Raw genomic sequence first — 20,529 nt, forward strand, 5'->3', positions numbered from 1 at the left:
TAGCGGGGACAGGATTTGAACCTGCGACCTCTGGGTTATGAGCCCAGCGAGCTACCGAGCTGCTCCACCCCGCGTCGTTGAAATCAGTGTACGCCATCCGCGGGACCCGAAGCACACCCGTTCAAACCCGCCCCTCCAGCGGCGCGGGCACCCGCTCCCTACCGGGCCGCCAGATGCCGGTTGGGGGCCTCGGCGCGGTCCGCGTACTCGGGGAGGACGACGACCTCGGCGCCCGCGGCGGCGAGGAGCCCGTTCCCGTCGGCGTCCGTGACGAAGGTGTCGGGCTCGCGCCAGGCGGTGACGACCCGCCGTACACCGGCGTCGAGGATGAGCCGGGCGCACGGCGCGGGCCGGGAGGCACGGTGGGCGCACGGTTCCAGGCTGCTGTAGACGGTGGCGGCGGCCAGCCGGGGATCGGCCGGGTCGATCTTGGCGAGGGCGGCCTCCTCGGCGTGCACGACGGGGTCGCCGCCCTCACGGGAGTGGCCCCGGGCCAGCTCGGTCCCGTCGGCGGCGACCACCACGGCGCCCACGCTGAACGCGGTCTTCGAGGGCGGGCACAGCTCCGCCAGCTCGCAGGCGAGCTCCAGCCACCGCCGGTCGGCGGCGGAGGCGAGCGAGCCGGTGCCGGGCGCGGTGGGGACGTACCGGATGAGTACGACGTCGCCGACGGGCCGGGTCTCCACCAGCCGCATCCGGCCCGGGGGGTACGCCCCGGTCCCGAACAGCCGCGGCGCGTCCGGCTGCCCGACGAAGAGGGGGGCGACGGCGAGCTGCAGTTCGTCGGCGAGCTGCTCGCGCACGAGCTGGGTGTGGACCTTGCCGCCTCCTTCGACCATGAGGCGGCGCACCCCCCGTACGTCGTGAAGGTGTTCCAGCAGCACCCGCCAGTCGAGTCGGGGGCCGGTCGGGACGACGTCGACGCCGACGAGGCCGTCGAGCGCGGCGGCCGCGCGCGGCGCGCCCTCGTCCGTCGTGTAGACGACCTTCTCGCCGCCCGTGTGCCAGAACCGCGCGCGCGGGTCGAGCTCGCCGGAACCGCTGACGGTGACCTTCAGCGGATACTCGGGACGGCCGCCGGCGACCCGGGCCGCACGCCGTTCGGCGGAATTGACCAGGAGCCGCGGGTTGTCCGTGCGCAGCGTGCCCGCACCCACCAGGATCGCGTCGCTGGACGCCCGCACCTCGTCGACCCGGTCGAAGTCGGCCGGGCCCGAGAGCAGCAGCCGCTCGGGGCCGGTGTCGTCCAGGAAGCCGTCGAGGGAGACGGCGGCGGACAGCAGGACGTAGGGACGGGGCATCGGGACGCATCCTCCGGTCGCACGCGCACAGGAATCCGAGCGCAGTGGTTCAAGTTTTAAACAATACCTAGACTGGTCTCATGACGACCCGCTGGCTCTCCGCCGCCGAACAGCGCGCCTGGCGCTCGTACATCTCCGCGACCTCCCTCCTGGCGGACGCCATCGACCGCCGGCTGCAGGCGGAGGCGGGGATGCCCCACCTTTACTACTCCATCCTGTCCCGGCTGTCCGAGGCTCCGGACCGGCGGCTGCGGATGACCGACCTCGCCGAGGCCCTGAAGATCACCCGCAGCCGGCTGACGTACGCGGTGGCGCGGCTGGAGAAGGACGGCACGGTACGCCGTGAGGGCTGCCCCACCGACAAGCGCGGGCACATGGCCGTCCTCACCGACGAGGGCATGACCCTTCTGGAGCGGGTGGCGCCCGCGCACGTCGAGACGGTCCGGACGGCGGTCTTCGACCATCTGACCCCGGAGCAGGTGGGGCAGCTCGAGGAGATCTGCGGAACCATCACCCGGGCCATCCAGAGCGGAGATCCCGGGGCTCCCGGGGAGGATCTGCCGTGGCGGCGGCGTTCCTGCTCCTCGTAGAACGCCCGAGGGGTGCGCGTAGAAGACCCGAGGGGTGCGTGAACCCCGTTGCTTGAAGTTTTAAGCAGATGTAGGGTCTCGTTCCGGGGCTGTGCTTCAAATCTGAAGCACAGCCCGTACGAACCCGCCGGACGGAGAGACACCATGCGCGACCACCCCACCGCCACCGTGCGCACCCGCGTCCGCGTACCCCTGCGCTTCGGCGACGGCTACTCCGTCGACGCCGAACTCGTGACCTTCCACGGCCTCGACGACGGCAAGGAACACCTGGCCGTCGTCCTCGGCGAGCCCGGCGCGAACCCGCTGGTACGGCTGCACTCCGAATGCCTGACCGGCGACGTGTTCGGCTCGGCCCGCTGCGACTGCGGACCCCAGTTGCGCGAGGCGGTGGAGCAGATCGCGGACCGCGGCGGCGTCCTGCTGTACCTGCGTCAGGAAGGCCGCGGCATCGGCCTCTACAACAAGCTCGACGCGTACGCCCTCCAGGACCAGGGACTCGACACCTACGCCGCCAACGCGGCCCTCGGCCTGCCCGAGGACGACCGCGACTACACGGCGGCCGCCCAGATGCTCCGGGCCCTCGGCATCGACTCCCTGGACCTGCTGTCCAACAACCCGGACAAGGCCGAACAGCTCCGCGAACTCGGCATCACGGTCTCCCACCGCGTCCCGACGGGCGTCTTCACCACCGCCCACAACGTCCGCTACCTGCGCGCCAAGGTCCTCCAGACCCAGCACACGCTGCCGCTGCCGGAACTCACGGAGCACGCGGGGCTCTCCGGCCTCTCGGCGGGCTGACACCCCGACAACGAAACAGGCCCCCGGCTCGGACACCTCTGAGCCGGGGGCCTTTCCGTAGACCCTGTGGGACTCGAACCCACAACCAATGGATTAAAAGTCCACTGCTCTGCCAATTGAGCTAAGGGTCCCCGCACCGGAAAACACCGACACGGCGCACCGGCCCGCGCCGATGCATCCCCGAGCATAGCGGGACGCGGCCGGGACTCCGATCGGGTATCGGTGACCCGGCCACGCCGAAAGCCCACAAGGTCAGGGATCGACCGGTTCGGGTGCACCCTTGCGGGCGGCCTCACGGGCGATCGTGCGCTGATGCCCGGGGTTGAGGAACCAGTGACGGGCCGAGGCCAGCCACCAGGCCGCGGCGAAGCCCAGGACGACGAGCACGGCGACCGGGGCGTAGTTGAACGTCTCCCAGGTGACCGGGGAGACCTGGGGCAGCATGAACAGGACCGTGATGACGGCCACCCAAACAACCGCGACGATCCCGACGGGACGGGACCAGCGGCCCAGATGCCAGGGCCCGCGCTCGAAGGCGTCACCCTTGCGCACCCGCAGCAGCGTCGGGATGACGTACGCGACGTAGAGGCCGATCACCGCGATCGACGTCACGGCCGCGTAGGCCGCGTAGTTGATCAGGTACGGCAGGCCGAGCAGCAGGGCGCCGCCCGCGGCCAGCCAGACCGCCGCCACGGGGGTCCGCGTGCGCGGATGCACCGTGTGCCACACCGAGGAGAACGGCAGCGCACCGTCCCGCGAAAAGGCGTAGATCATACGGCTGTTGGCGGTCACGGACGCCATGCCGCAGAAGAGCTGCGCGCCGATCACGACGAGCAGCAGGAGCTTGCCGGCCGTCGCGCCGAGCGCGTCCAGCAGGATCTGCGCCGGGGGCGCGCCCGTCGCCGAGCCCAGTTCCTTGTCGTAGGACTGGATGGCGAAGGTGAAGCCGAGGAGCAGGACGAATCCGGCGATCCACGAGGTCCAGATGGAGCGCACGATGCCCTTCGGCCCGGCCGTGGAGGCGTCGTGGGTCTCCTCCGTCATGTGGGCGGAGGCGTCGTACCCGGTGAACGTGTACTGGGCCATGAGGAGTCCGACGAGGACGACGTAGACCCCGCTGCCCCAGCCCGTGTTGTTGACGAACTTCGTGAACACGAAGTCCGCCGACTGGTGGTGGTCCGGCGCGAAGGTCAGCGCGCCGACGATGACGGCGACGCCGACGACGTGCCACCACACGCTGATGCTGTTGAGCAGGGCGACGATCCCCACGCCGAAGGTGTTGAGGAGACCGTGCAGGATCAGGATCGCGGTGAACAGGAGGATCGTGCGGCCCGGCGTCACCCCGAAGTCGAACTGGAGGTTCAGGTAGGCGCCGAGGAACAGCGCCGCGCCGAAGTCGATGCCGGCGGTCACCGCGACCTGGCCGAGGACGTTGAACCAGCCCGTGAACCACGCCCAGGCGGCCCTGCTGCGTTCCGGGGCGAGCCGGTGGGCCCAGAAGTACAGCCCGGCGGACGTCGGATAGGCCGAACAGATCTCGGCCATCGCGAGCCCGACGAACAGCGTCATCAGTCCGACCGCGACCCAGCCCCAGATGATGACGGCGGGACCGCCGGTGTTCATCCCGAACTGATACAGCGTCAGGCAGCCCGACAGGACCGAGATGATCGTGAAGGAGACCGCGTAGTTGGAGAAAGCCGACATGCGGCGAGCGAGAACCTGCGTGTAGCCGAGCTGGGCGAGCCGCTCTTCGTCCGACAGCCCAGTCGCTCTGGCGTCATCTGTCATGCACCCAGCGATTCCCTCGCCGAGTGCGTGACATGCGCCGTGCCGATGGGAAATGTGGCTAGAAAAGGCCCTTGTAGCCCTGCCAGCCGCCGACGATCTTCACGCGCGGGCCGAACGAACCCGTCCCCGTACCGGCGTTGCGGTAGACGTTCCCGGAGGTGTCGCGCTCGACCAGGTCGTTCTTCCCGTCGCCGGTGATGTCGCCGGCCCCGACGATCGCGTCGTACGACGCGCCCCAGGCGGAGAACACCTTGACCCGGTCCTTCAACAGGCCGGTCCCGGTGCCGTTGTAGCGGTACAGCGTTCCCGCCTTGTCCCGCGCGAGCACGTCCCCGATCCCGTCACCGTTCAGGTCCCCGGCGCCGACGATCTTCGTGTATCCCGTCCACGCCGTACGGATCTTCTTGCCCGCGGCCAGTGTTCCGTCGCTCTTCGCCGCGAACAGGTGGATGTCGCCGGTCGAGGCCTTCCGCGCGAGCAGATCCGGCCGCCCGTCACCGGTCAGGTCGCCGGGCGAGGTCAGGACGTCGTACGCGTTCCAGCCGGTGCCGAGCGCCTTGTACGAGGTCGAGGGGGTCGGCGCCGTGCCGCACGCGGGCCTGTAGCCGCGCAGGGACCCGTCGCTCATGCGCACCAGGACGTCGTTGCAGCGGTCGCCGTTCAGATCTCCGAACGGCACCGCCACCGTCTTGGCCGCCCAGCCGTTGCCCGTGACCTTTCCGGCGAAGCCGCCCTTCCCGTCGCCCTGCTGGAAGGTCAGTCCTCCCGAGGAGTTGAGGGTCAGCAGATCGCCGGTGCCGTCCGGGGCCCCCTCGGACCCGACGTGGTCGTGGCGCACCGGGCTGCCGCCCTTCAGCCGGACCGTGCCGCGCACCTGGAGCGGGGCGCCGACACCGTCCGCGGGCGTGACGGACACGGTCCAGTCGTAGGAGCCGTCCGGAGCGAAGGCGTCGCCGGGGAGCGCCGGGTCGTCGCCGAACCAGCCGACGTTCACCTCACCGCGCGCGGGACCGTTGTCGCGGCCGTCGTCGTAGGTCTTGCCGGTGGCGCGGTTGCGCGCGCTCACCGTCCAGTTCGCGGCCGGCTTCGACAGCAGCAGGGTGGCCAGGGTGTCCGGAGTGGTGTCGATCGTGTGGGCCCGGACGGACGGCACGTTCTCGGCGGGCGCCAGCAGCCGCAGCGGCTGCTGGGCCACTCCGGACGGTACGAGGTGCACGCGCTCCTGGCCGTCCACGTAGGCGGCGTTGGCGCCGGACTCGTCGACCGTCCAGCGCACGTCCCGCTGCGAGATCCCGGTATCGGGCAGATCACCGATGACCCGGCTCTCGGCGCTGCCGCCCGCGACCGTCGTGAGCGTCAGCTTCCCGGCCGCCCTGTCGTGCGTGACGACGTATCCGTCGCCGAGCTTCGCCTCGCCGGCGGGCACGGCGACGGACTTCTTCGCCGTACGGTCCCAGACCCCGGCCCTGCCGTCACAGGTCCAGTAGATCCAGCGGCCCAGGGCCTGGAGTTCGGTGGGCACGCAGCCCGCGTCGGTGGTGAGGGTCTCGGTCGTCCGCTTCGCGGTCAGGTCGTACGCCGTGAGGGAGCCGGGCGTGGAACCCGCCGTCCAGAGCACGTCACCGGAGAGCGCGGCGGCGCCGGGGGCGCGGGTGAGCACCGGGGCTCCGGCGTTGTCGAGCGCGTACACGTACTGCTTGTCGGCGGCGGTGTGGACGAGGTACCGGCCCGAGACGTCGGTGATACGCCCGCCCGCGGGCACGCTCCTCTCCCAGAGGTCGTTGCTCCCCGGCCCGTTGACCCGGATCAGGTCGTTCGTCGCCGTGGAGTGCTCGAGCCAGGCGATCCGGCCGTCGGCCGTCCCGTGGATCTCGGAACACGCCACGTCCGTCGTCGGGCAGGAGGCCATGGACACGGTCTCCGCGTAGGGCGTGAACTCGGACCGCGCACCGTAGGCGGGGGTGCCGGTCGCGGCGACGGTCCGTACGTAGTCGTCCCGTTGTCCGCGCCGGCTGTCGTCCGTGATGACGAGACGGCCCTGGTCGAGGGAGATCCCCTGGACGGGGGCGGGCGGCTCGGGCAGCGGCCTGACCTGCGTGACGACGGGGGCGCCGTCCGGGCCGGAGATGATGCGCCGGATCCCCCAGTCGTCGGCGCCGGTGCGGCCGATCTTCACGGCGGAGCCGCCGGGGCCGGCCGCGATCCCGTAGTTCGAGGACGGCATCAGCGTCACCGCCTGCCCTCCCGAGATCGGCTGCGCGGTCACCTGGTTCACGCCGTTGACCAGCCAGTCGCCGACGACCGCCAGGTCGTGGGTGGCGTTCGCGCCGTCGGCGGTCCCCGCCAGCACGACCTCGGCCGGTACCGCCGACAGGTCCGCCCGGGGCAGCACCAGGACCTTGGCCTTGTCGTAGGCGAAGACGACGACATGGTCCGGCGCGATCAGCACCCTGCTGTACGCGACGGGAAGCGGACCGCTCCAGCTCTGCACCTGGCCGCTCTCCCGGTCCACCGCGACCAGACGCATCTCGCCGTCCAGCGACGCCCGCAGGAAGACGCTCCTGGCGTCGGCACCCGCGGGCTGGGCGAGCTGGAGCCCCGCCGGTCCACCGCCGACGGTCACGTCACGGGTGCTTCCGTCGGGCCCGGGCGTGAGCAGGTGAATGGTCCGGGTGCTCGTCCCGTCCGCGGCGGGCTCGTTGCGGAACCCGATGGCCAGGTTGTCGAAGGCCGTGAGATAGCCGAGGCCCGCCGGGACCTGGATGCCGCGGGACGTGCCGTCCGTCGCGTCCCAGAACTCCACCCGGCCGTCGGTGTCCTTGTACGCCAGGACATCGCTGCCGGTGCCCGTGGGGGACAACCCGGTCCGCTGCGGAACGGGGAAGGACTCACCGTCGGAGTACCGCGTCCACAGCAGGCCCGCCCGGCCCTCCTGGGTGTGGAAGACGCCCTGCGCCCCGGCGCCGTCGTGGCCGGAGCCCGTCGAGGTGGTGCGGATCGCGGCCGTCGTGTAGGAACTCCGCAGCGCGGCGGGGACCACCGTCTCCTGAGCGGCGCCCACCGCCGACGCCGATGTCGGGAGCAGCGGGACGACCCCACCCGCGAGGAGCGTCGCGGTGGCCGCGACGAAACCGGCCCGTCTCGCTCGCGCGGAACGGACGAAGGCATGGTGAAGCAAGGGATCCCCTCCCGGAACAGTGAGGAGAGGCGTCTACCGTCCCCGGCGTCGAACCAGCCCTCGGCCGTCGCATCCCCCACATGAAGTCGGCTGATCCTACTGGGAGTCGGGAGGGAGGAGGACAACATTTTCCCGCGGCCCGCACCCCCGGAAACGACGATGTGGCCCCCACCCGAATCGGGTGGGGGCCACATCACTTCACTGATCTACTCGGCGTCAGCCGTTGCGCTTCCAGCGCGGCTTCTCGTCGCGGCGGAACGAACCGGTGCCGGTGCCGGTACCCGTCGTGCGGTGGTCGTCGCGGCGGGCGGCCGGACGGTCGTGGCCGGAGCGGAAGCCACCGCTCGCGGGACGGTCGCCGCCCTGACGGTCACGGTTGAAGGGACGGTCGCTGCCCCGGTGGCCGCCACGCTCGTCACGACGCTCGAAAGAACGGCCGCCACGGTCGTCACGGTTGAAGCCGCCACCACGGTTGTCGTCACGACGCTCGAAGGAACGGCCGCCACGGTCATCGCGGTTGAAGCCGCCACCACGGTTGTCATCGCGGCGGAAACCGCCACCACGGTTGTCGTCACGACGCTCGGAAGAACGGCCGCCACGGTCATCGCGGTTGAAGCCGCCACCACGGTTGTCGTCCCGGCGGAAACCGCCACCACGGTTGTCGTCACGACGCTCGTAGTTGCCACGCTCGTCACGACGCTGACGCGGCTCGTAGGCGGGACGCTCGTCCGCCTCGACGACGACGGCCTCGGCGGCCGGGGCCTCGACGACGGCCTGCTCGGCGGCCTCGGCGGCGGCGGCGACCGCCACCTCCGGGTCCTCGCCGCGCTCACGGGCGGCGCGGGCGACCAGACGGTCGGCCTCGCCGCGCAGCTCGGCGGCACGGCGCTGCGCGCGCTCCAGCTCCTTGGTGAGCTGCGTGACCTCACGCTCGGCCTGCTGGGCGGCGTCGCCCGCGGACTGGGCCTGGACCTCGGTCATCGACCGGGCGCCGGTGATGTCGGCGACCTCGGGCTCGAAGGCCGTACCCGAGTTGATGATGTGACGCGCGGCGTCGACGCCCGCGTCCTCCATCAGGCGGAAGATCTGGCGGCGCTGGTGCGGAAGCGACAGCGACACGACGGTGCCGGAGCGGCCCGCGCGAGCGGTACGGCCGGAGCGGTGCAGGTAGTCCTTGTGGTCGCCGGCCGGGTCCACGTTCAGGACCAGGTCGATGCCGTCGACGTGGATACCGCGGGCGGCGACGTCGGTGGCGACGAGCGCGTTGACGTAGCCGTCCTTGAAGTCGGCCAGCGTCCGGGTCCGGGCGCCCTGGGTCATGCCGCCGTGCAGGGCGTCGGCCTTCACACCGGCGTCGCGGAGCTGCTCCGCGATGCGGTCGGCGCCGAGCTGGGTGCGGACGAAGATGATCGTGCGGCCCTTGCGGGAGGCGATCGCGGCGGTGACCGGCGCCTTGTCCTTGGGCTTCACGATGAGGATGTGGTGCGACATGGTCGTGACGTTGCCCTGGGCGCTGTCGACCTCGTGCGTGACCGGGTTGGTCAGGTAGCGCTTGACCAGCGTGGAGATCTCGTTCTCCATCGTGGCGGAGAACAGCATGCGCTGGCCGCCGGCCGGGATCTGGTCGAGCAGCTCGGTGACCTCGGGCAGGAAGCCCAGGTCCGACATCTGGTCGGCCTCGTCGAGGACGGCGATCTGGGTGTTCTCCAGCGAGCAGGCGCCGCGGTTGATGATGTCGCGCAGACGGCCCGGGGTGGCGACGAGGACGTCGACGCCGCGCTCCAGGGCGTAGATCTGGTTGCCCATCGACGTACCGCCGCAGACGACCTTCATCTTCAGGCCGAGGACGTCGCCGTAGGGCTGCAGCGCGTCGGCGACCTGCATGGCCAGCTCACGGGTCGGCGTCAGGATGACGGCGCGCGGCTTCTTCTTCTCGGTGTGGCCGCCGGCGAGCTGCGCCAGGGTCGGCAGACCGAAGGAGAGGGTCTTGCCGGAGCCGGTGCGGCCACGGCCGAGGATGTCCTTGCCGGCCAGGGCGTCCGGGATGGTCGCGGCCTGGATCGGGAAGGGGGAGGTCACGCCGTTCTGCGCGAGCTTGCGGACGACGCCCTCGGGGAGACCGAGGTCGGAGAAGGTGAGCTCGGGGGCGGCGGACTCGGTGGTCTCGACAGCCTCGATCGCCTCGATCGTGGCCTCGACCGCGTCGTTGTTCTCGTTGTTCTCGGGCACGACGACGTGATCAGTACTGGAAACAGACATGCGAAATGCGAACCTTCCGGAGTTTCTTCGGCACGCGCCCAAACTCCGTGAAGTCGCAAACGACCGCCTCTATGCGGTCCGGCCACGGCAAGGGAGAGTACGCGCCACGCGGCGCTCTCTGCGGCGGCGCCGGGCAAATGGGATCAAACGATCTACTACCATACGCACCCTTCCCCCATGAAGGCAAACTGAGCCCCATACGAGCAGGTGAGGGTGCATTCAAGCCACCTGCTTGCGTCACCCACGCTACCCCCCCCACGCCGACGGCGCTGTTGAACAGGCCACATCCACGCCTCCAACGCCCGTGAACCCCGCCACATCGGCCTCGCGGAGGTAGCCGCCGGATCCGCGGGGCGGAATCCGCGGACGCCCCGCTCCCGTGCCGGCTACACCGGTGAGCCCGCCTCGGGGGCCGGTTCCCGTTGGATCAGCTGGGTCACCGGCTGTTCGTGCGCCGACGACGACGGCTCCGGGGTTCCGGGGTCGGGCGGCGACGATGGGGAGACCGGCGGTGGCTCGGGCGACGGCTCCGCCGACGTACGCGTGGGAGTCGGCTCGCCCCCGGGCGGCGTGGAGGCCTTTGAGGGGGCCCCGTCCTTCTCCGTCGCCTTCGCGGACGGCTTCGCGCCCGGGGACGCCGACGCGTCGCCGGACGCGGACTCCCCCGGCTTCGCGGAGGCCTTTCCGTGCCTGCCGCCCTTTCCGCCCTTCCCGCTGTTCCCGCTGTACGACCCGACCCCGCCGCCGACCGCCGCGGACCCGTCGCCGGGCACCCCGTCGGCCCGTCTGTCCGCCGAGTGGGAGGGCCCCGGCCGCCCCGCGTCGTCGCCGACACTCATGCAGCCGGCGGTGGCGGCCACGGCCAGGACCGCGGCGACCAGACGGACGGGTACGTACAAGGCGCGCACGGGCGGCCACCTCCGAACGGGGTGTCCCCCGCTCGGAAGGAGCCGGGAGCGTGGGGAGAAACGGGAGTTCTCCCTGTCCAACTCCCGCCGCCCGCGGGAGGACACGCGCCCTCCGGGCCCAACCGGGCCCGGAGGGCGCCCCCGTGAAGCCCGCGCTCCCCGCGCGGCGAGCGCGGCCGGGGAGATGCCGCGGGTCAGTCGATCGCCAGCGGGGCCTGCGGGGCCAGCGCGGCCGCGATGCGCTGGGCGACCACCTCGGCCTGGTTGCCGTCGGGGGTGTCCTTGGTCTTGGTCGCGTTGACCGCGATGGCGAGACCGTCGGACGGGAGATACGCCTGGATCGCCGCGTAACCCGAGAACGACGGGTTCTGCAGGACCCAGCCGTTGATCACGATCACACCGAGCCCGAAGTGCTTGGCCGGGGTCTGCTCCAAACAGATGGTGGCGGGGCACGTGGCGGTCGGGTGACCGAGGCCGACCGTCCCCGGGTCGAGCAGCGTGTGGTAGGAGCTGCGCGAGATGAGCGCGCCACTGCCGATGGCGGCCGCCGAACGGGCCAGGTCACAGACGTGCGTGGTGATCACGGCGCCGGGCGCGGTGGTCCACGACGGGTTCCAGAAGGTGGACTCCTCGTACAGGCCGCGTTCGGACGTGAAGGCGTGCACGACCGGACGCGGGATGTCGGGGGTGAAGTTGTTCCGGGTGTTGTCGAGACCCAGCGGACCCGTGACCCGCTCCCGCAGCAACGTGTCGATCCGGGTGCCGGTGATCTTCTCCAGCGCCTGGATCAGCAGCAGGTAATTGGCGTGCGAATAGCTCCAGTTGGTACCCGGCTCGTACCAGAACGGGTGGCTGTAGGGGTACGCGAGCAACTGCTGCGGGGTCCAGTGACGGAAGGGGTGCGCCTCCAGCTCGGCCAGGAAGGCCGGGTCGGTGACGTAGTCGTGCAGCCCGGTGGTGTTGCTGGCCAGCATCCGCAGGGTGATCCGGTTCGCCTTGGGCACGCCGGGCAGCCAGCGCTCCACGGTGTCGTCCAGGCTGACCCTGCCCTCCTGGACGAGCTGCAGCAGGGCCGTGCCGACGTACGAGAAGGCCACGGAACCGGCACGGAAGTGCATGTCCGGCTCGGCCGGGACACCGGTCATCGACTCACCGAGCGCCTCGGTCAGGACCTCGCGCCCGTGGCTGGTGACCTTCAGCTCCACCGACTTCAGATGAAGGTCCGCCTTGGCCTTCCGGGCGATGGCGAGGACCTCGCGGGCCTCCCCGCCCAGTGGTCTCCCGGTCCTCACACAGTCGCTCTCGCCGTAGCGGGCGGGCGCCTGCGCGAACGCCGGCGCGGCGGCGGTCGTCTGGACCGTGACGGCGAGCAGCGCGGCGCAGAGGAGGGCCGCACGGGCCCGGGCACGGGCGCCCCGACGCGCCGGGGAAGGGGTGTGTGTCATGCCCGCACTATCACCGGGCGATCCGGACCGATTGGTCAGAACACTCCGAAAATGATACAAGACACCCCATGTGGGGCAGACGCCACGCCCCCTCCGCGGATCCGGCCCCCTCCGGGTCTCCGTCGTACACCGCCACCGGGGCGCCATCCCCGACAATGGCCACGTGCTGGAGATGACGCGCGAAACCTTCGAAGAGCTCGTGAGCCAGGCGCTGGACCGGATCCCGCCCGAGCTGACCCGGGTCATGGACAACGTCGCCGTGTTCGTCGAGGACGAGCCTCCCGCGGACGATCCCGAACTGCTGGGCCTCTACGAGGGCACCCCGCTCACCGACCGCGGCGAGTGGTACGCCGGAGTGCTCCCCGACCGCATCTCGATCTACATGGGCCCCACACTGCGCCGGTGCGAGACCACGGACGAGGTCGTGCACGAGGTCGCCGTGACCGTGATCCACGAGATCGCCCACCACTTCGGCATCGACGACGACCGCCTGCACGAACTCGGCTGGGGCTGACCCGGCGGCCCGCACGAACTCGGCCGGGGCCGGCCCGGCGGCCCGCACGAACCCGGCCGGGGCCGGCCCTGCGGCCCGCACGCCCCTCCCGCGAGGTGCCGGAACCCCGCATACCCGCTCCATCCCTTGGGCAGACGGGACAAATGGCCCGCGTCCCCGTTGCCGCAACCGCCGCCGTCCGCCGCACGGCCGACCGCGCCGGACGGGCGCTCCACGCGCTCGCCCGCCGCCGCCCCGGCCGCCGCAAGGGCCCGGTGCCCGAACTCGCCCCCCGGGAAAACCCGTACACCCGCGCCCTCGGGCTTCTGTGCGTGGTGCTGCTCGGCGCCTGGCTGGGACTGCTGGTCGTGGGCGACGTCCGCGTCCCGGTCGGCCCCATGAACACCACCATGACCCTGCGCCCCTCCCTCACCGGCGGCACAAAGATCAACATCTCCCCCCTCGGCGCGCTGGAGCTGCGCAGCCACGAGGCCCCGCTGCGCCTGGACGTGGACGTCGACCGGCTCGACCCCGAACGCTCCCAGGCCCTCGTCGAACACCCGGAACGCCTCGCCGGACTCCAGGACGAGGTCGTACGGGACGTCGAGCACGGCACCCTCGACCTGGCCGTCCGCTCCTGCATAGCCGTCGTCGTCGGCGCCGGCGCCCTCGGTCTCGCGGTCTACCGCCGCCCGCGCCGCGCCCTCGTCGCCGGAAGTCTCGCCCTCTGCCTCCTGGCCGCCTCCGGAGCGACCGCCTTCGCCACCTGGAAGCCCGAATCGGTCCTGGAGCCGAAGTACTCCGGCCTGCTCGCCTCCGCACCGTCCCTGGTCGGCGACGCCCGCAGCATCGTCAGCGAATTCGACGTCTACCAGAAGGAGTTGGCGCGCCTGGTGACGAACGTGACGAAGCTGTACGACGTCACGTCCACCCTTCCCGTCTACGAACCCGACCCGACCACGATCCGGGTGCTGCACGTCTCCGACATCCATCTGAACCCGGCGAGCTGGAAGATCATCGCCTCGCTCGTGAAGCAGTACGCGGTCGACGTCATCGTCGATTCCGGCGACACGATGGACCACGGCTCGGCGGCCGAGAACAGCTTCCTCGACCCGATCCCCGACCTGGGCGCCCCGTACGTCTGGGTCCGCGGCAACCACGACTCGCGCGAGACACAGCGCTACCTCGAACACCTGAAGAACGTGCGCGTCCTCGACGACGGCCGCGCGGTCACGGTCGCGGGCCTGCGTTTCGCCGGCATCGGCGACCCCCAGTTCACCCCGGACCGCGCGGTCGCGCCGGGCGGTGACGCGGCGGAGGACCTCGCGGGCGCCCGCCTGGCCTCGGCCCTGCGCGACCAGCGCGCCGCGGGCACCCCGGTCGACATCGCCGTCGCCCACGAACCGCTCGCGGCCCGCGGGACGGACGGACAGGTGCCGCTGGTGCTCGCCGGGCATCTGCACCACGAGGAGATGGAGGTCATGAAGTACGGGACCCGGCTGCGCGTCGAGGGCTCGACGGGCGGAAGCGGGCTGCGGGCCGTCGAGCGCGATTACCCGGCCCCGATCGAGGCCTCGGTCCTCTACCTGGACCGGGACACCCGCCGGCTCCAGGCCTGGGACGAGATCAGGCTGGGCGGTCTCGGCCTCACGACGGCCGAGGTCAGCCGCCATCTCCCCGAGGAGAATCGGCCCTGAGCCCGGCCCGCCGTATCTGGTTTGGTCCGCGTCCAGGCCACGTAGTACAGTCTGTTCGTGCCCAAGGGCACCGGTCAGGGCCTGACCGTCCGGAGCTTCCGTCGAAGCGAAGGAGAAGTGGAACCCTTCGGGGGAAAGCGGCGTCACATGCTTCTCACGTCCCTTCGGGAACGCGAAGACGAAGCAGAGCGTCACCGGCTCGCCCTCATCGTCTAGCGGCCTAGGACGCCGCCCTTTCAAGGCGGTAGCACGGGTTCGAATCCCGTTGGGGGTACGCAACACCGTGTGAGACACTGGTTACACGTCGCACGCAACAGCTTGGTCCTGTGGAGCAGTTTGGAGTGCTCGCCACCCTGTCAAGGTGGAGGCCGCGGGTTCAAATCCCGTCAGGACCGCTGAGGTTTCCCCGGAAGCCTCGTGGCTGGGTAGCTCAGTTGGTACGAGCGATCGCCTGAAAAGCGATAGGTCGCCGGTTCGACCCCGGCCCCAGCCACCAGAACGAAACCCCCTCCGGGTCACCCGGAGGGGGTTTCGTCGTTCGCGGAACCTCGCGGTGAACCTCGGGGTCGTCAGGAACGCGAGCCGCTTGGCACCACGCCCGGCCCGGCGCTAGCTTCTGGCTGATCGATCGGGTTCCTTCGGGGGGATGACATGAGCCGGGACGAGACCGCGGCGGCGCGGGACACCGAACTGGAGAAGGACCGGGCGCGGTACGGGCTGATCGCGGTCGTCATGAGCAATCTCGCCATCGCCGGCGTCGCGGTCATCGGGGTCTGGCGCCTCGACGGCGACAAGGCCGTGATCGTCGGCGTGCTCACCGCCGCGTTCACCGCGGTGAGCAGCATGACCACCGCCTACCTGGGCATCAAGGCCATCTCCAACACCGCCCGGTCCATCGCCCTGGGATCGGCAGCGCGGCGCGAGCCCGGGCACGCCGCCCCCAGGACCTCCGCGCCCGACACCGGGACCCCCGCGCCCGTCGCCGGGGCACCCGCGCCGCCCCCGCAGCGCGCCCCCTGACCACGCCCGCCGCTGCGGGCGGCAAAAGCGTTCGCCAGGGATTTCCCCGGGATGAGATCCTGGACCGCGTATGTCTACGCACCCTGCCCCCGCCCTCGGCGATCTCGCCGCCCGCCTGTCCGAGCTGTCCCTGCGCGACGCGCACCGGCTCGGGCGCAGGCTCGAAGGCGCGCGCAAGATCCGCAAGCCCGAGGCCCGCTCCGCCGTGTACGCCGAGATCGAGGCGGAGGTGGCCAGGGGCGAGGCCCGGATGGCCGAGCGCCGCGCCCGCGTGCCCGCGATCACCTATCCCGAACAGCTTCCGGTCAGCCAGAAGAAGGACGTGATCGCGGAGGCGATCCGCGATCATCAGGTCGTGATCGTCGCCGGTGAGACCGGCTCCGGCAAGACCACCCAGATCCCGAAGATCTGCATGGAGCTGGGCCGTGGCGTGCGCGGCATGATCGGGCACACCCAGCCCCGTCGTATCGCCGCCCGTACGGTGGCGGAGCGGGTCGCGGACGAGCTGGACACACCGCTCGGCGAGGCCGTCGGCTGGAAGGTCCGATTCACCGACCAGGTGAACCCGGACGCCACCTTCGTCAAGCTCATGACGGACGGCATCCTGCTCGCCGAGATCCAGACAGACCGCGAGCTGCGCGCGTACGACACGATCATCATCGACGAGGCCCACGAGCGGTCCCTCAACATCGACTTCCTGCTCGGCTATCTCGCCCAGCTCCTGCCCAAGCGGCCCGACCTCAAGGTCGTCATCACCTCGGCGACCATCGACCCGGAGCGTTTCTCCCGGCACTTCGGCGACGCCCCGATCGTCGAGGTCAGCGGCCGGACGTATCCGGTCGAGGTGCGCTACCGCCCGCTCCTGGAGGAGGACTCCGAGGACGCGGACCGCGACCAGATCACCGCGATCTGCGACGCCGTCGAGGAGCTCCAGGCCGAGGGCAAGGGCGACATCCTCGTCTTCCTCTCCGGCGAGCGGGAGATCCGCGACACGGCCGACGCCATCACCAAGAGGAACTACCGCTTCACCGAAGTGCTGCCGCTGTACGCACGGCTCTCGCACGCCGAGCAGCACCGCGTCTTCCAGCCCCACACCGGGCGCAGGATCGTTCTGGCGACCAACGTCGCCGAGACCTCCCTGACCGTCCCGGGCATCAAGTACGTGATCGACCCGGGCACCGCGCGCATCTCGCGGTACAGCCACCGCACGAAGGTGCAGCGGCTGCCCATCGAGCCGGTCTCGCAGGCCAGCGCCAACCAGCGCAAGGGCCGCTGCGGCCGTACGTCCGACGGCATCTGCGTCCGGCTGTACTCGGAGGACGACTTCGTCTCCCGGCCGGAGTTCACCGACGCCGAGATCCTCCGTACGAACCTCGCCTCCGTCATCCTCCAGATGACCGCTGCCGGCCTCGGCGACATCGAGAAGTTCCCCTTCATCGACCCGCCGGACCACCGCAACATCCGCGACGGCGTCCAGCTCCTCCAGGAGCTGAACGCGCTGGACCCGACGGAGAAGGACGTACGCAAGCGGCTCACGGAGACCGGCCGCAAGCTCGCCCAGCTCCCCGTCGACCCGCGGCTCGCCCGGATGGTCCTGGAGGCCGACAAGAACGGCTGTGCGCGCGAGGTCATGGTGATCGCGGCCGCGCTCTCCATCCAGGACCCGCGCGAGCGGCCCTCCGAGAAGCAGGCGCAGGCGGACCAGCAGCACGCCCGCTTCAAGGACGAGACCTCCGACTTCCTGGCCTTCCTCAACCTGTGGCGCTACATCCGTGAGCAGCAGAAGGAGCGGGGCTCGTCCGCGTTCCGCCGGATGTGCAAGCAGGAGTACCTGAACTTCCTGCGCATCCGCGAGTGGCAGGACATCTACAGCCAGCTCCGCACCGTCGCCAAGCAGATGGGCATCCATCTGAACGAGGAGGACGCGCCCGAGCAGAGCGTCCATGTGTCCCTGCTCGCCGGTCTGCTCTCGCACATCGGCATGAAGGACGTGAAGGAGACCGGCGCCGAGAGCGGCAGGAGCACGGGGAAGAACGAGTACCTGGGCGCGCGCAGCGCCAAGTTCGCGATCTTCCCGGGCTCGGCGCTGTTCAAGAAGCCCCCGCGTTTCGTGATGTCCGCCGAACTCGTCGAGACCTCGCGGCTCTGGGCACGCGTCAACGCCCGTATCGAGCCGGAGTGGGTGGAACCGCTGGCCGGCCATCTCCTCAAGCGGACGTACAGCGAACCGCACTGGGAGAAGGACCAGGCCGCGGTGATGGCGTACGAGAAGGTCACGCTGTACGGCGTACCGCTCGTCGCGCAGCGGAAGGTGAACTACGGCCGGATCGACCCCGAGGCGAGCCGCGAACTGTTCATCCGCAACGCCCTCGTCGAGGGCGACTGGCGTACGCACCACAAGTTCTTCGCCGACAACCGCAAGCTGCTCACCGAGGTCGAGGAGCTGGAACACCGGGCCCGTCGCCGCGACATCCTGGTCGACGACGAGACCCTGTACGACTTCTACGACCAGCGGGTGCCCGAACACGTCGTGTCCGGGGCGCACTTCGACTCCTGGTGGAAGCACAAGCGGCACGAGGAACCCGAACTCCTCGACTTCGAGCGCTCGATGCTCATCAACGACCGGGCCGGCGCGGTCTCGAAGGACGACTATCCCGACTCCTGGCTCCAGGGGCGGCTGAAGTTCCGGGTGACCTACCAGTTCGAGCCGGGCGCGGACGCGGACGGCGTGACCGTCCACATCCCGCTCCAGGTGCTGAACCAGGTCACGGACGAAGGCTTCGACTGGCAGATCCCGGGACTGCGGGAGGAAGTGGTCACGGAGCTGATCCGTTCGCTCCCGAAGCCGATCCGGCGGAACTACGTTCCCGCCCCGAACTTCGCCCAGAAGTTCCTGGAGCGGGCCGTACCGCTCCAGGAGCCGCTGCCGCTGACCATGGCGCGCGAGCTCAAGCGCATGGTCGGCGTGCCGCTGACGGCCGACGACTTCGACTGGTCACGGCTCCCCGACCATCTGAAGATCACGTTCCGGATCGTCGACGAGCGGCGCCGCAAGCTCGCCGAGGACAAGGACCTCGAAGCCCTCAAGCTCCGGCTGAGGCCGAAGGCGCGCCAGGCGATCTCGCAGGCCGCCGCGGCGACGGCGGAACGCGAGGGCGGCGAGTCCCTGGAACGCTCGGGGCTGACGGACTGGACGATCGGCTCGCTCCGGCGGGTCTTCGAGACGCGCCGGGCCGGCCAGCCGGTGAAGGCGTACCCGGCACTCGTCGACGACGGTCCCGCGGCGAACACCGTCTCCGTGCGGCTCTTCGACACGGAGGCCGAGCAGGCCGAGGCCATGTGGAAGGGCACCCGCCGGCTGATCCTGCGGAACATCCCGGTGAATCCGGGCAAGTTCGCCTCGGACAAGCTCACCAACGCCCAGAAGCTCGCCCTGTCCGCGAACCCGCACGGCTCGGTCCAGGCGCTCTTCGACGACTGCGCGATGGCGGCGGCGGACAAGCTGATCGCGGACTTCGGCGGCCCGGTGTGGGACGAGGAGTCCTACCGGAAGCTGTACGACAAGGTGCGCGCCGAGATCGTCGACACGACCGTGCGCACGGTCGGGCAGGTGCAGCAGGTGCTCGCCGCCTGGCAGGCCTGTGAGCGCCGTCTGAAGGGCGTCAGGAGCCCGACCCTGCTCGCGAACCTGGCGGACGTACGGAAGCAGCTCGACGCCCTTGTGAAGCCCGGTTTCGTCACGGCGACGGGACTGCGGCGGCTGCCGGACCTGATGCGCTATCTGGTCGCCGCGGACCGCCGTCTCCAGCAGATGCCGACCGGTGCCCAGCGGGACACCAGCCGTATGGAGAAGGTCCACGAGATGCAGGACGAGTACGCCTGGCTCCTGGAGCAGCTCCCGCAGGGCCGTCCGGTGCCCTCGTCGGTCCTGGACATCCGCTGGATGATCGAGGAGCTCCGGGTCAGCTATTTCGCCCACGCGCTCGGCACGGCGTACCCGGTCTCCGACAAGCGGATCGTGAAGGCGATCGACGCCGCCGCGCCGTAACGGCATTCGCAAGGGCGGTGAGTTCGACCCCGGGGTCTGACCTCATGTACAGTCTGTTTCGCAGCACGGCGCAAGAACAAGTCGCTGCGAATCAAGGTCCTGTGGAGCAGTTTGGAGTGCTCGCCACCCTGTCAAGGTGGAGGCCGCGGGTTCAAATCCCGTCAGGACCGCATGAGGAAAGGCCCGGAGCTTCGGCTCCGGGCCTTTTCGCGTGTCCGCACCCCGATCCGCCCGCGCCCCGGCGCCCGGTCGGCCCGCACGGCGCCCCGATCGGCCCCTACGCCGTCCCGCGCCGCCCGTACGCCGGTGTCCGCGCCGCCTGTTCGCGTGCGCGCACCGGTCCGCGTCCGGCTCCAGGGCCTCGGAGGGCTCCCCCACGACGCGTTCCCGTCCCTTGACGGCGTCACATTCCGCCGGTACCCCGGAATCCAGGGCCACTCGCCCTGCCGGCCCTCTGGAGGTGCGTATGGCGGTGTCCGCTCGGCACGAGACCCGGGCTCTGCTCCGAGCCCACCTGGCGGCGGCCTCCGGCTACCGCCATCTGACGCGGCACTGTCCGATCTGCCATCAGCTCGCCCGGCTGGCCATGGAAGCCGTCCCGAACGACGAGCAGGACCCCGAGAGCTCCCCCGAGGACGAAGGCTCCTCGACGGCGTGACCCGGGGCCGCCCCCGAGGCCCTCGGCCCCCTGCGCGACCAGGCGTGACACGCCCCCTCGCGAGCCCAACTCCCCTAGCGCAGAAGGCTCTCGGGGGACAAGGACTGTGGCATGTGACGGGAGTCACCGCATATGTTTTCAGAAGTGTGGAACTTACCCCCCTCCTACAACCAGTCAATTTAATATGTGCAATTGCACCACTGACCGAGGGCTTCCACAGCCGATCCGACACTCGCCCCCAGACTCCGACAAGGCCGCTCACAGGCCGCCCGCCGGGGCCGGTGGAACGCACAAAAAAAATCGCGCTGGACCCGGCGGAGTCCAGCGCGATCTACGACGCACCCTG

At 70.6% G+C, this 20,529-nt stretch carries 13 protein-coding genes and 6 tRNA genes; 11 read left to right on the plus strand and 8 right to left on the minus strand.

Annotated elements, in window-relative coordinates; translation table 11 throughout:
- Both ACFXGX_RS04610 and ACFXGX_RS04615 read right to left on the minus strand, forming a co-directional pair.
- Window positions 1-74: transfer RNA gene (locus ACFXGX_RS04610), tRNA-Met, on the minus strand.
- 84 nt (window positions 75-158) lie between these two features.
- Window positions 159-1,301, minus strand: a complete 1,143-nt coding sequence (locus ACFXGX_RS04615; protein WP_384784629.1) for a dihydrofolate reductase family protein — start codon at window positions 1,299-1,301, stop codon at window positions 159-161.
- 80 nt (window positions 1,302-1,381) lie between these two features.
- On the opposite strand from ACFXGX_RS04615, the gene ACFXGX_RS04620 reads away from it, so the two are divergent.
- Window positions 1,382-1,891, plus strand: a complete 510-nt coding sequence (locus ACFXGX_RS04620; protein WP_384784631.1) for a MarR family winged helix-turn-helix transcriptional regulator — start codon at window positions 1,382-1,384, stop codon at window positions 1,889-1,891.
- 144 nt (window positions 1,892-2,035) lie between these two features.
- The gene (ribA, locus tag ACFXGX_RS04625) at window positions 2,036-2,689 is read left to right on the plus strand and encodes a GTP cyclohydrolase II (protein ID WP_384784633.1); all 654 of its coding nucleotides are present in this window, start codon (window positions 2,036-2,038) and stop codon (window positions 2,687-2,689) included.
- A gap of 58 nt (window positions 2,690-2,747) precedes the next feature.
- Here the strand turns inward: ribA and ACFXGX_RS04630 are convergent.
- From ACFXGX_RS04630 to ACFXGX_RS04655, 6 genes are all read right to left on the minus strand, one after another.
- Window positions 2,748-2,820 (minus strand) — tRNA-Lys (locus ACFXGX_RS04630).
- A 121-nt stretch (window positions 2,821-2,941) separates the two neighbouring features.
- On the minus strand, window positions 2,942-4,477 hold the full coding sequence (locus ACFXGX_RS04635; protein ID WP_384784635.1) for an amino acid permease: 1,536 nt from the start codon (window positions 4,475-4,477) through the stop codon (window positions 2,942-2,944).
- 58 nt (window positions 4,478-4,535) lie between these two features.
- Window positions 4,536-7,655 carry an FG-GAP repeat domain-containing protein gene (locus ACFXGX_RS04640; protein WP_384784637.1) on the minus strand — a complete coding sequence of 1,040 codons (3,120 nt, stop codon included), beginning with the start codon at window positions 7,653-7,655 and terminating at the stop codon, window positions 4,536-4,538.
- Between the two features lie 216 nt (window positions 7,656-7,871).
- Window positions 7,872-9,914: a DEAD/DEAH box helicase gene (locus ACFXGX_RS04645; RefSeq protein ID WP_384784639.1), complete on the minus strand. Its 2,043-nt coding sequence runs from the start codon at window positions 9,912-9,914 to the stop codon at window positions 7,872-7,874.
- 386 nt (window positions 9,915-10,300) lie between these two features.
- Entirely contained in the window at window positions 10,301-10,822 is a 522-nt protein-coding gene (locus tag ACFXGX_RS04650; RefSeq protein ID WP_384784641.1) for a hypothetical protein, read from the minus strand.
- 194 nt (window positions 10,823-11,016) lie between these two features.
- Window positions 11,017-12,267 (minus strand): serine hydrolase domain-containing protein, encoded by a 1,251-nt coding sequence (locus tag ACFXGX_RS04655; protein ID WP_384784643.1) that lies wholly within the window; start codon window positions 12,265-12,267, stop codon window positions 11,017-11,019.
- 163 nt (window positions 12,268-12,430) lie between these two features.
- Here ACFXGX_RS04655 and ACFXGX_RS04660 point away from each other — a divergent pair, with 163 nt between their 5' ends.
- The 9 genes from ACFXGX_RS04660 to ACFXGX_RS04700 all read left to right on the plus strand — a co-directional run bounded on the left by ACFXGX_RS04660 (window position 12,431) and on the right by ACFXGX_RS04700 (window position 20,183).
- Window positions 12,431-12,781, plus strand: coding sequence for a metallopeptidase family protein (locus tag ACFXGX_RS04660; RefSeq protein ID WP_382782861.1), 351 nt, complete (start codon window positions 12,431-12,433; stop codon window positions 12,779-12,781).
- 143 nt (window positions 12,782-12,924) lie between these two features.
- Window positions 12,925-14,457: a metallophosphoesterase gene (locus ACFXGX_RS04665; protein WP_384784645.1), complete on the plus strand. Its 1,533-nt coding sequence runs from the start codon at window positions 12,925-12,927 to the stop codon at window positions 14,455-14,457.
- Between the two features lie 201 nt (window positions 14,458-14,658).
- A tRNA-Glu gene (locus ACFXGX_RS04670) sits at window positions 14,659-14,731 on the plus strand.
- Window positions 14,732-14,777: 46 nt separating this feature from the next.
- Window positions 14,778-14,852, plus strand: a tRNA-Asp gene (locus ACFXGX_RS04675).
- A 24-nt stretch (window positions 14,853-14,876) separates the two neighbouring features.
- A tRNA-Phe gene (locus tag ACFXGX_RS04680) sits at window positions 14,877-14,953 on the plus strand.
- A 155-nt stretch (window positions 14,954-15,108) separates the two neighbouring features.
- Window positions 15,109-15,477, plus strand: a complete 369-nt coding sequence (locus tag ACFXGX_RS04685) for a hypothetical protein (RefSeq protein WP_384784647.1) — start codon at window positions 15,109-15,111, stop codon at window positions 15,475-15,477.
- A gap of 70 nt (window positions 15,478-15,547) precedes the next feature.
- Window positions 15,548-19,525, plus strand: a complete 3,978-nt coding sequence (gene hrpA, locus ACFXGX_RS04690; RefSeq protein WP_384784649.1) for an ATP-dependent RNA helicase HrpA — start codon at window positions 15,548-15,550, stop codon at window positions 19,523-19,525.
- A 95-nt stretch (window positions 19,526-19,620) separates the two neighbouring features.
- A tRNA-Asp gene (locus ACFXGX_RS04695) sits at window positions 19,621-19,695 on the plus strand.
- A gap of 296 nt (window positions 19,696-19,991) precedes the next feature.
- Window positions 19,992-20,183, plus strand: coding sequence for a DUF6274 family protein (locus tag ACFXGX_RS04700; RefSeq protein ID WP_384784651.1), 192 nt, complete (start codon window positions 19,992-19,994; stop codon window positions 20,181-20,183).
- Window positions 20,184-20,529: the final 346 nt, after the last annotated feature.

It is taken from the genome of Streptomyces sp. NPDC059371 (genome assembly GCF_042751995.1).
Taxonomy (GTDB): Bacteria; Actinomycetota; Actinomycetes; order Streptomycetales; family Streptomycetaceae; genus Streptomyces.

Bases quoted from the DNA above. Each gene is read 5' to 3' on its own strand.
- ACFXGX_RS04665 (WP_384784645.1), top strand. From the start codon at position 12,925: ATGGCCCGCGTCCCCGTTGCCGCAACCGCCGCCGTCCGCCGCACGGCC.
- ACFXGX_RS04620 (WP_384784631.1), top strand. From the start codon at position 1,382: ATGACGACCCGCTGGCTCTCCGCCGCCGAACAGCGCGCCTGGCGCTCG.
- ACFXGX_RS04655 (WP_384784643.1), bottom strand. From the start codon at position 12,267: ATGACACACACCCCTTCCCCGGCGCGTCGGGGCGCCCGTGCCCGGGCC.
- ACFXGX_RS04685 (WP_384784647.1), top strand. From the start codon at position 15,109: ATGAGCCGGGACGAGACCGCGGCGGCGCGGGACACCGAACTGGAGAAG.
- ACFXGX_RS04615 (WP_384784629.1), bottom strand. From the start codon at position 1,301: ATGCCCCGTCCCTACGTCCTGCTGTCCGCCGCCGTCTCCCTCGACGGC.
- ACFXGX_RS04645 (WP_384784639.1), bottom strand. From the start codon at position 9,914: ATGTCTGTTTCCAGTACTGATCACGTCGTCGTGCCCGAGAACAACGAG.
- hrpA (WP_384784649.1), top strand. From the start codon at position 15,548: ATGTCTACGCACCCTGCCCCCGCCCTCGGCGATCTCGCCGCCCGCCTG.
- ACFXGX_RS04700 (WP_384784651.1), top strand. From the start codon at position 19,992: ATGGCGGTGTCCGCTCGGCACGAGACCCGGGCTCTGCTCCGAGCCCAC.
- ribA (WP_384784633.1), top strand. From the start codon at position 2,036: ATGCGCGACCACCCCACCGCCACCGTGCGCACCCGCGTCCGCGTACCC.
- ACFXGX_RS04635 (WP_384784635.1), bottom strand. From the start codon at position 4,477: ATGACAGATGACGCCAGAGCGACTGGGCTGTCGGACGAAGAGCGGCTC.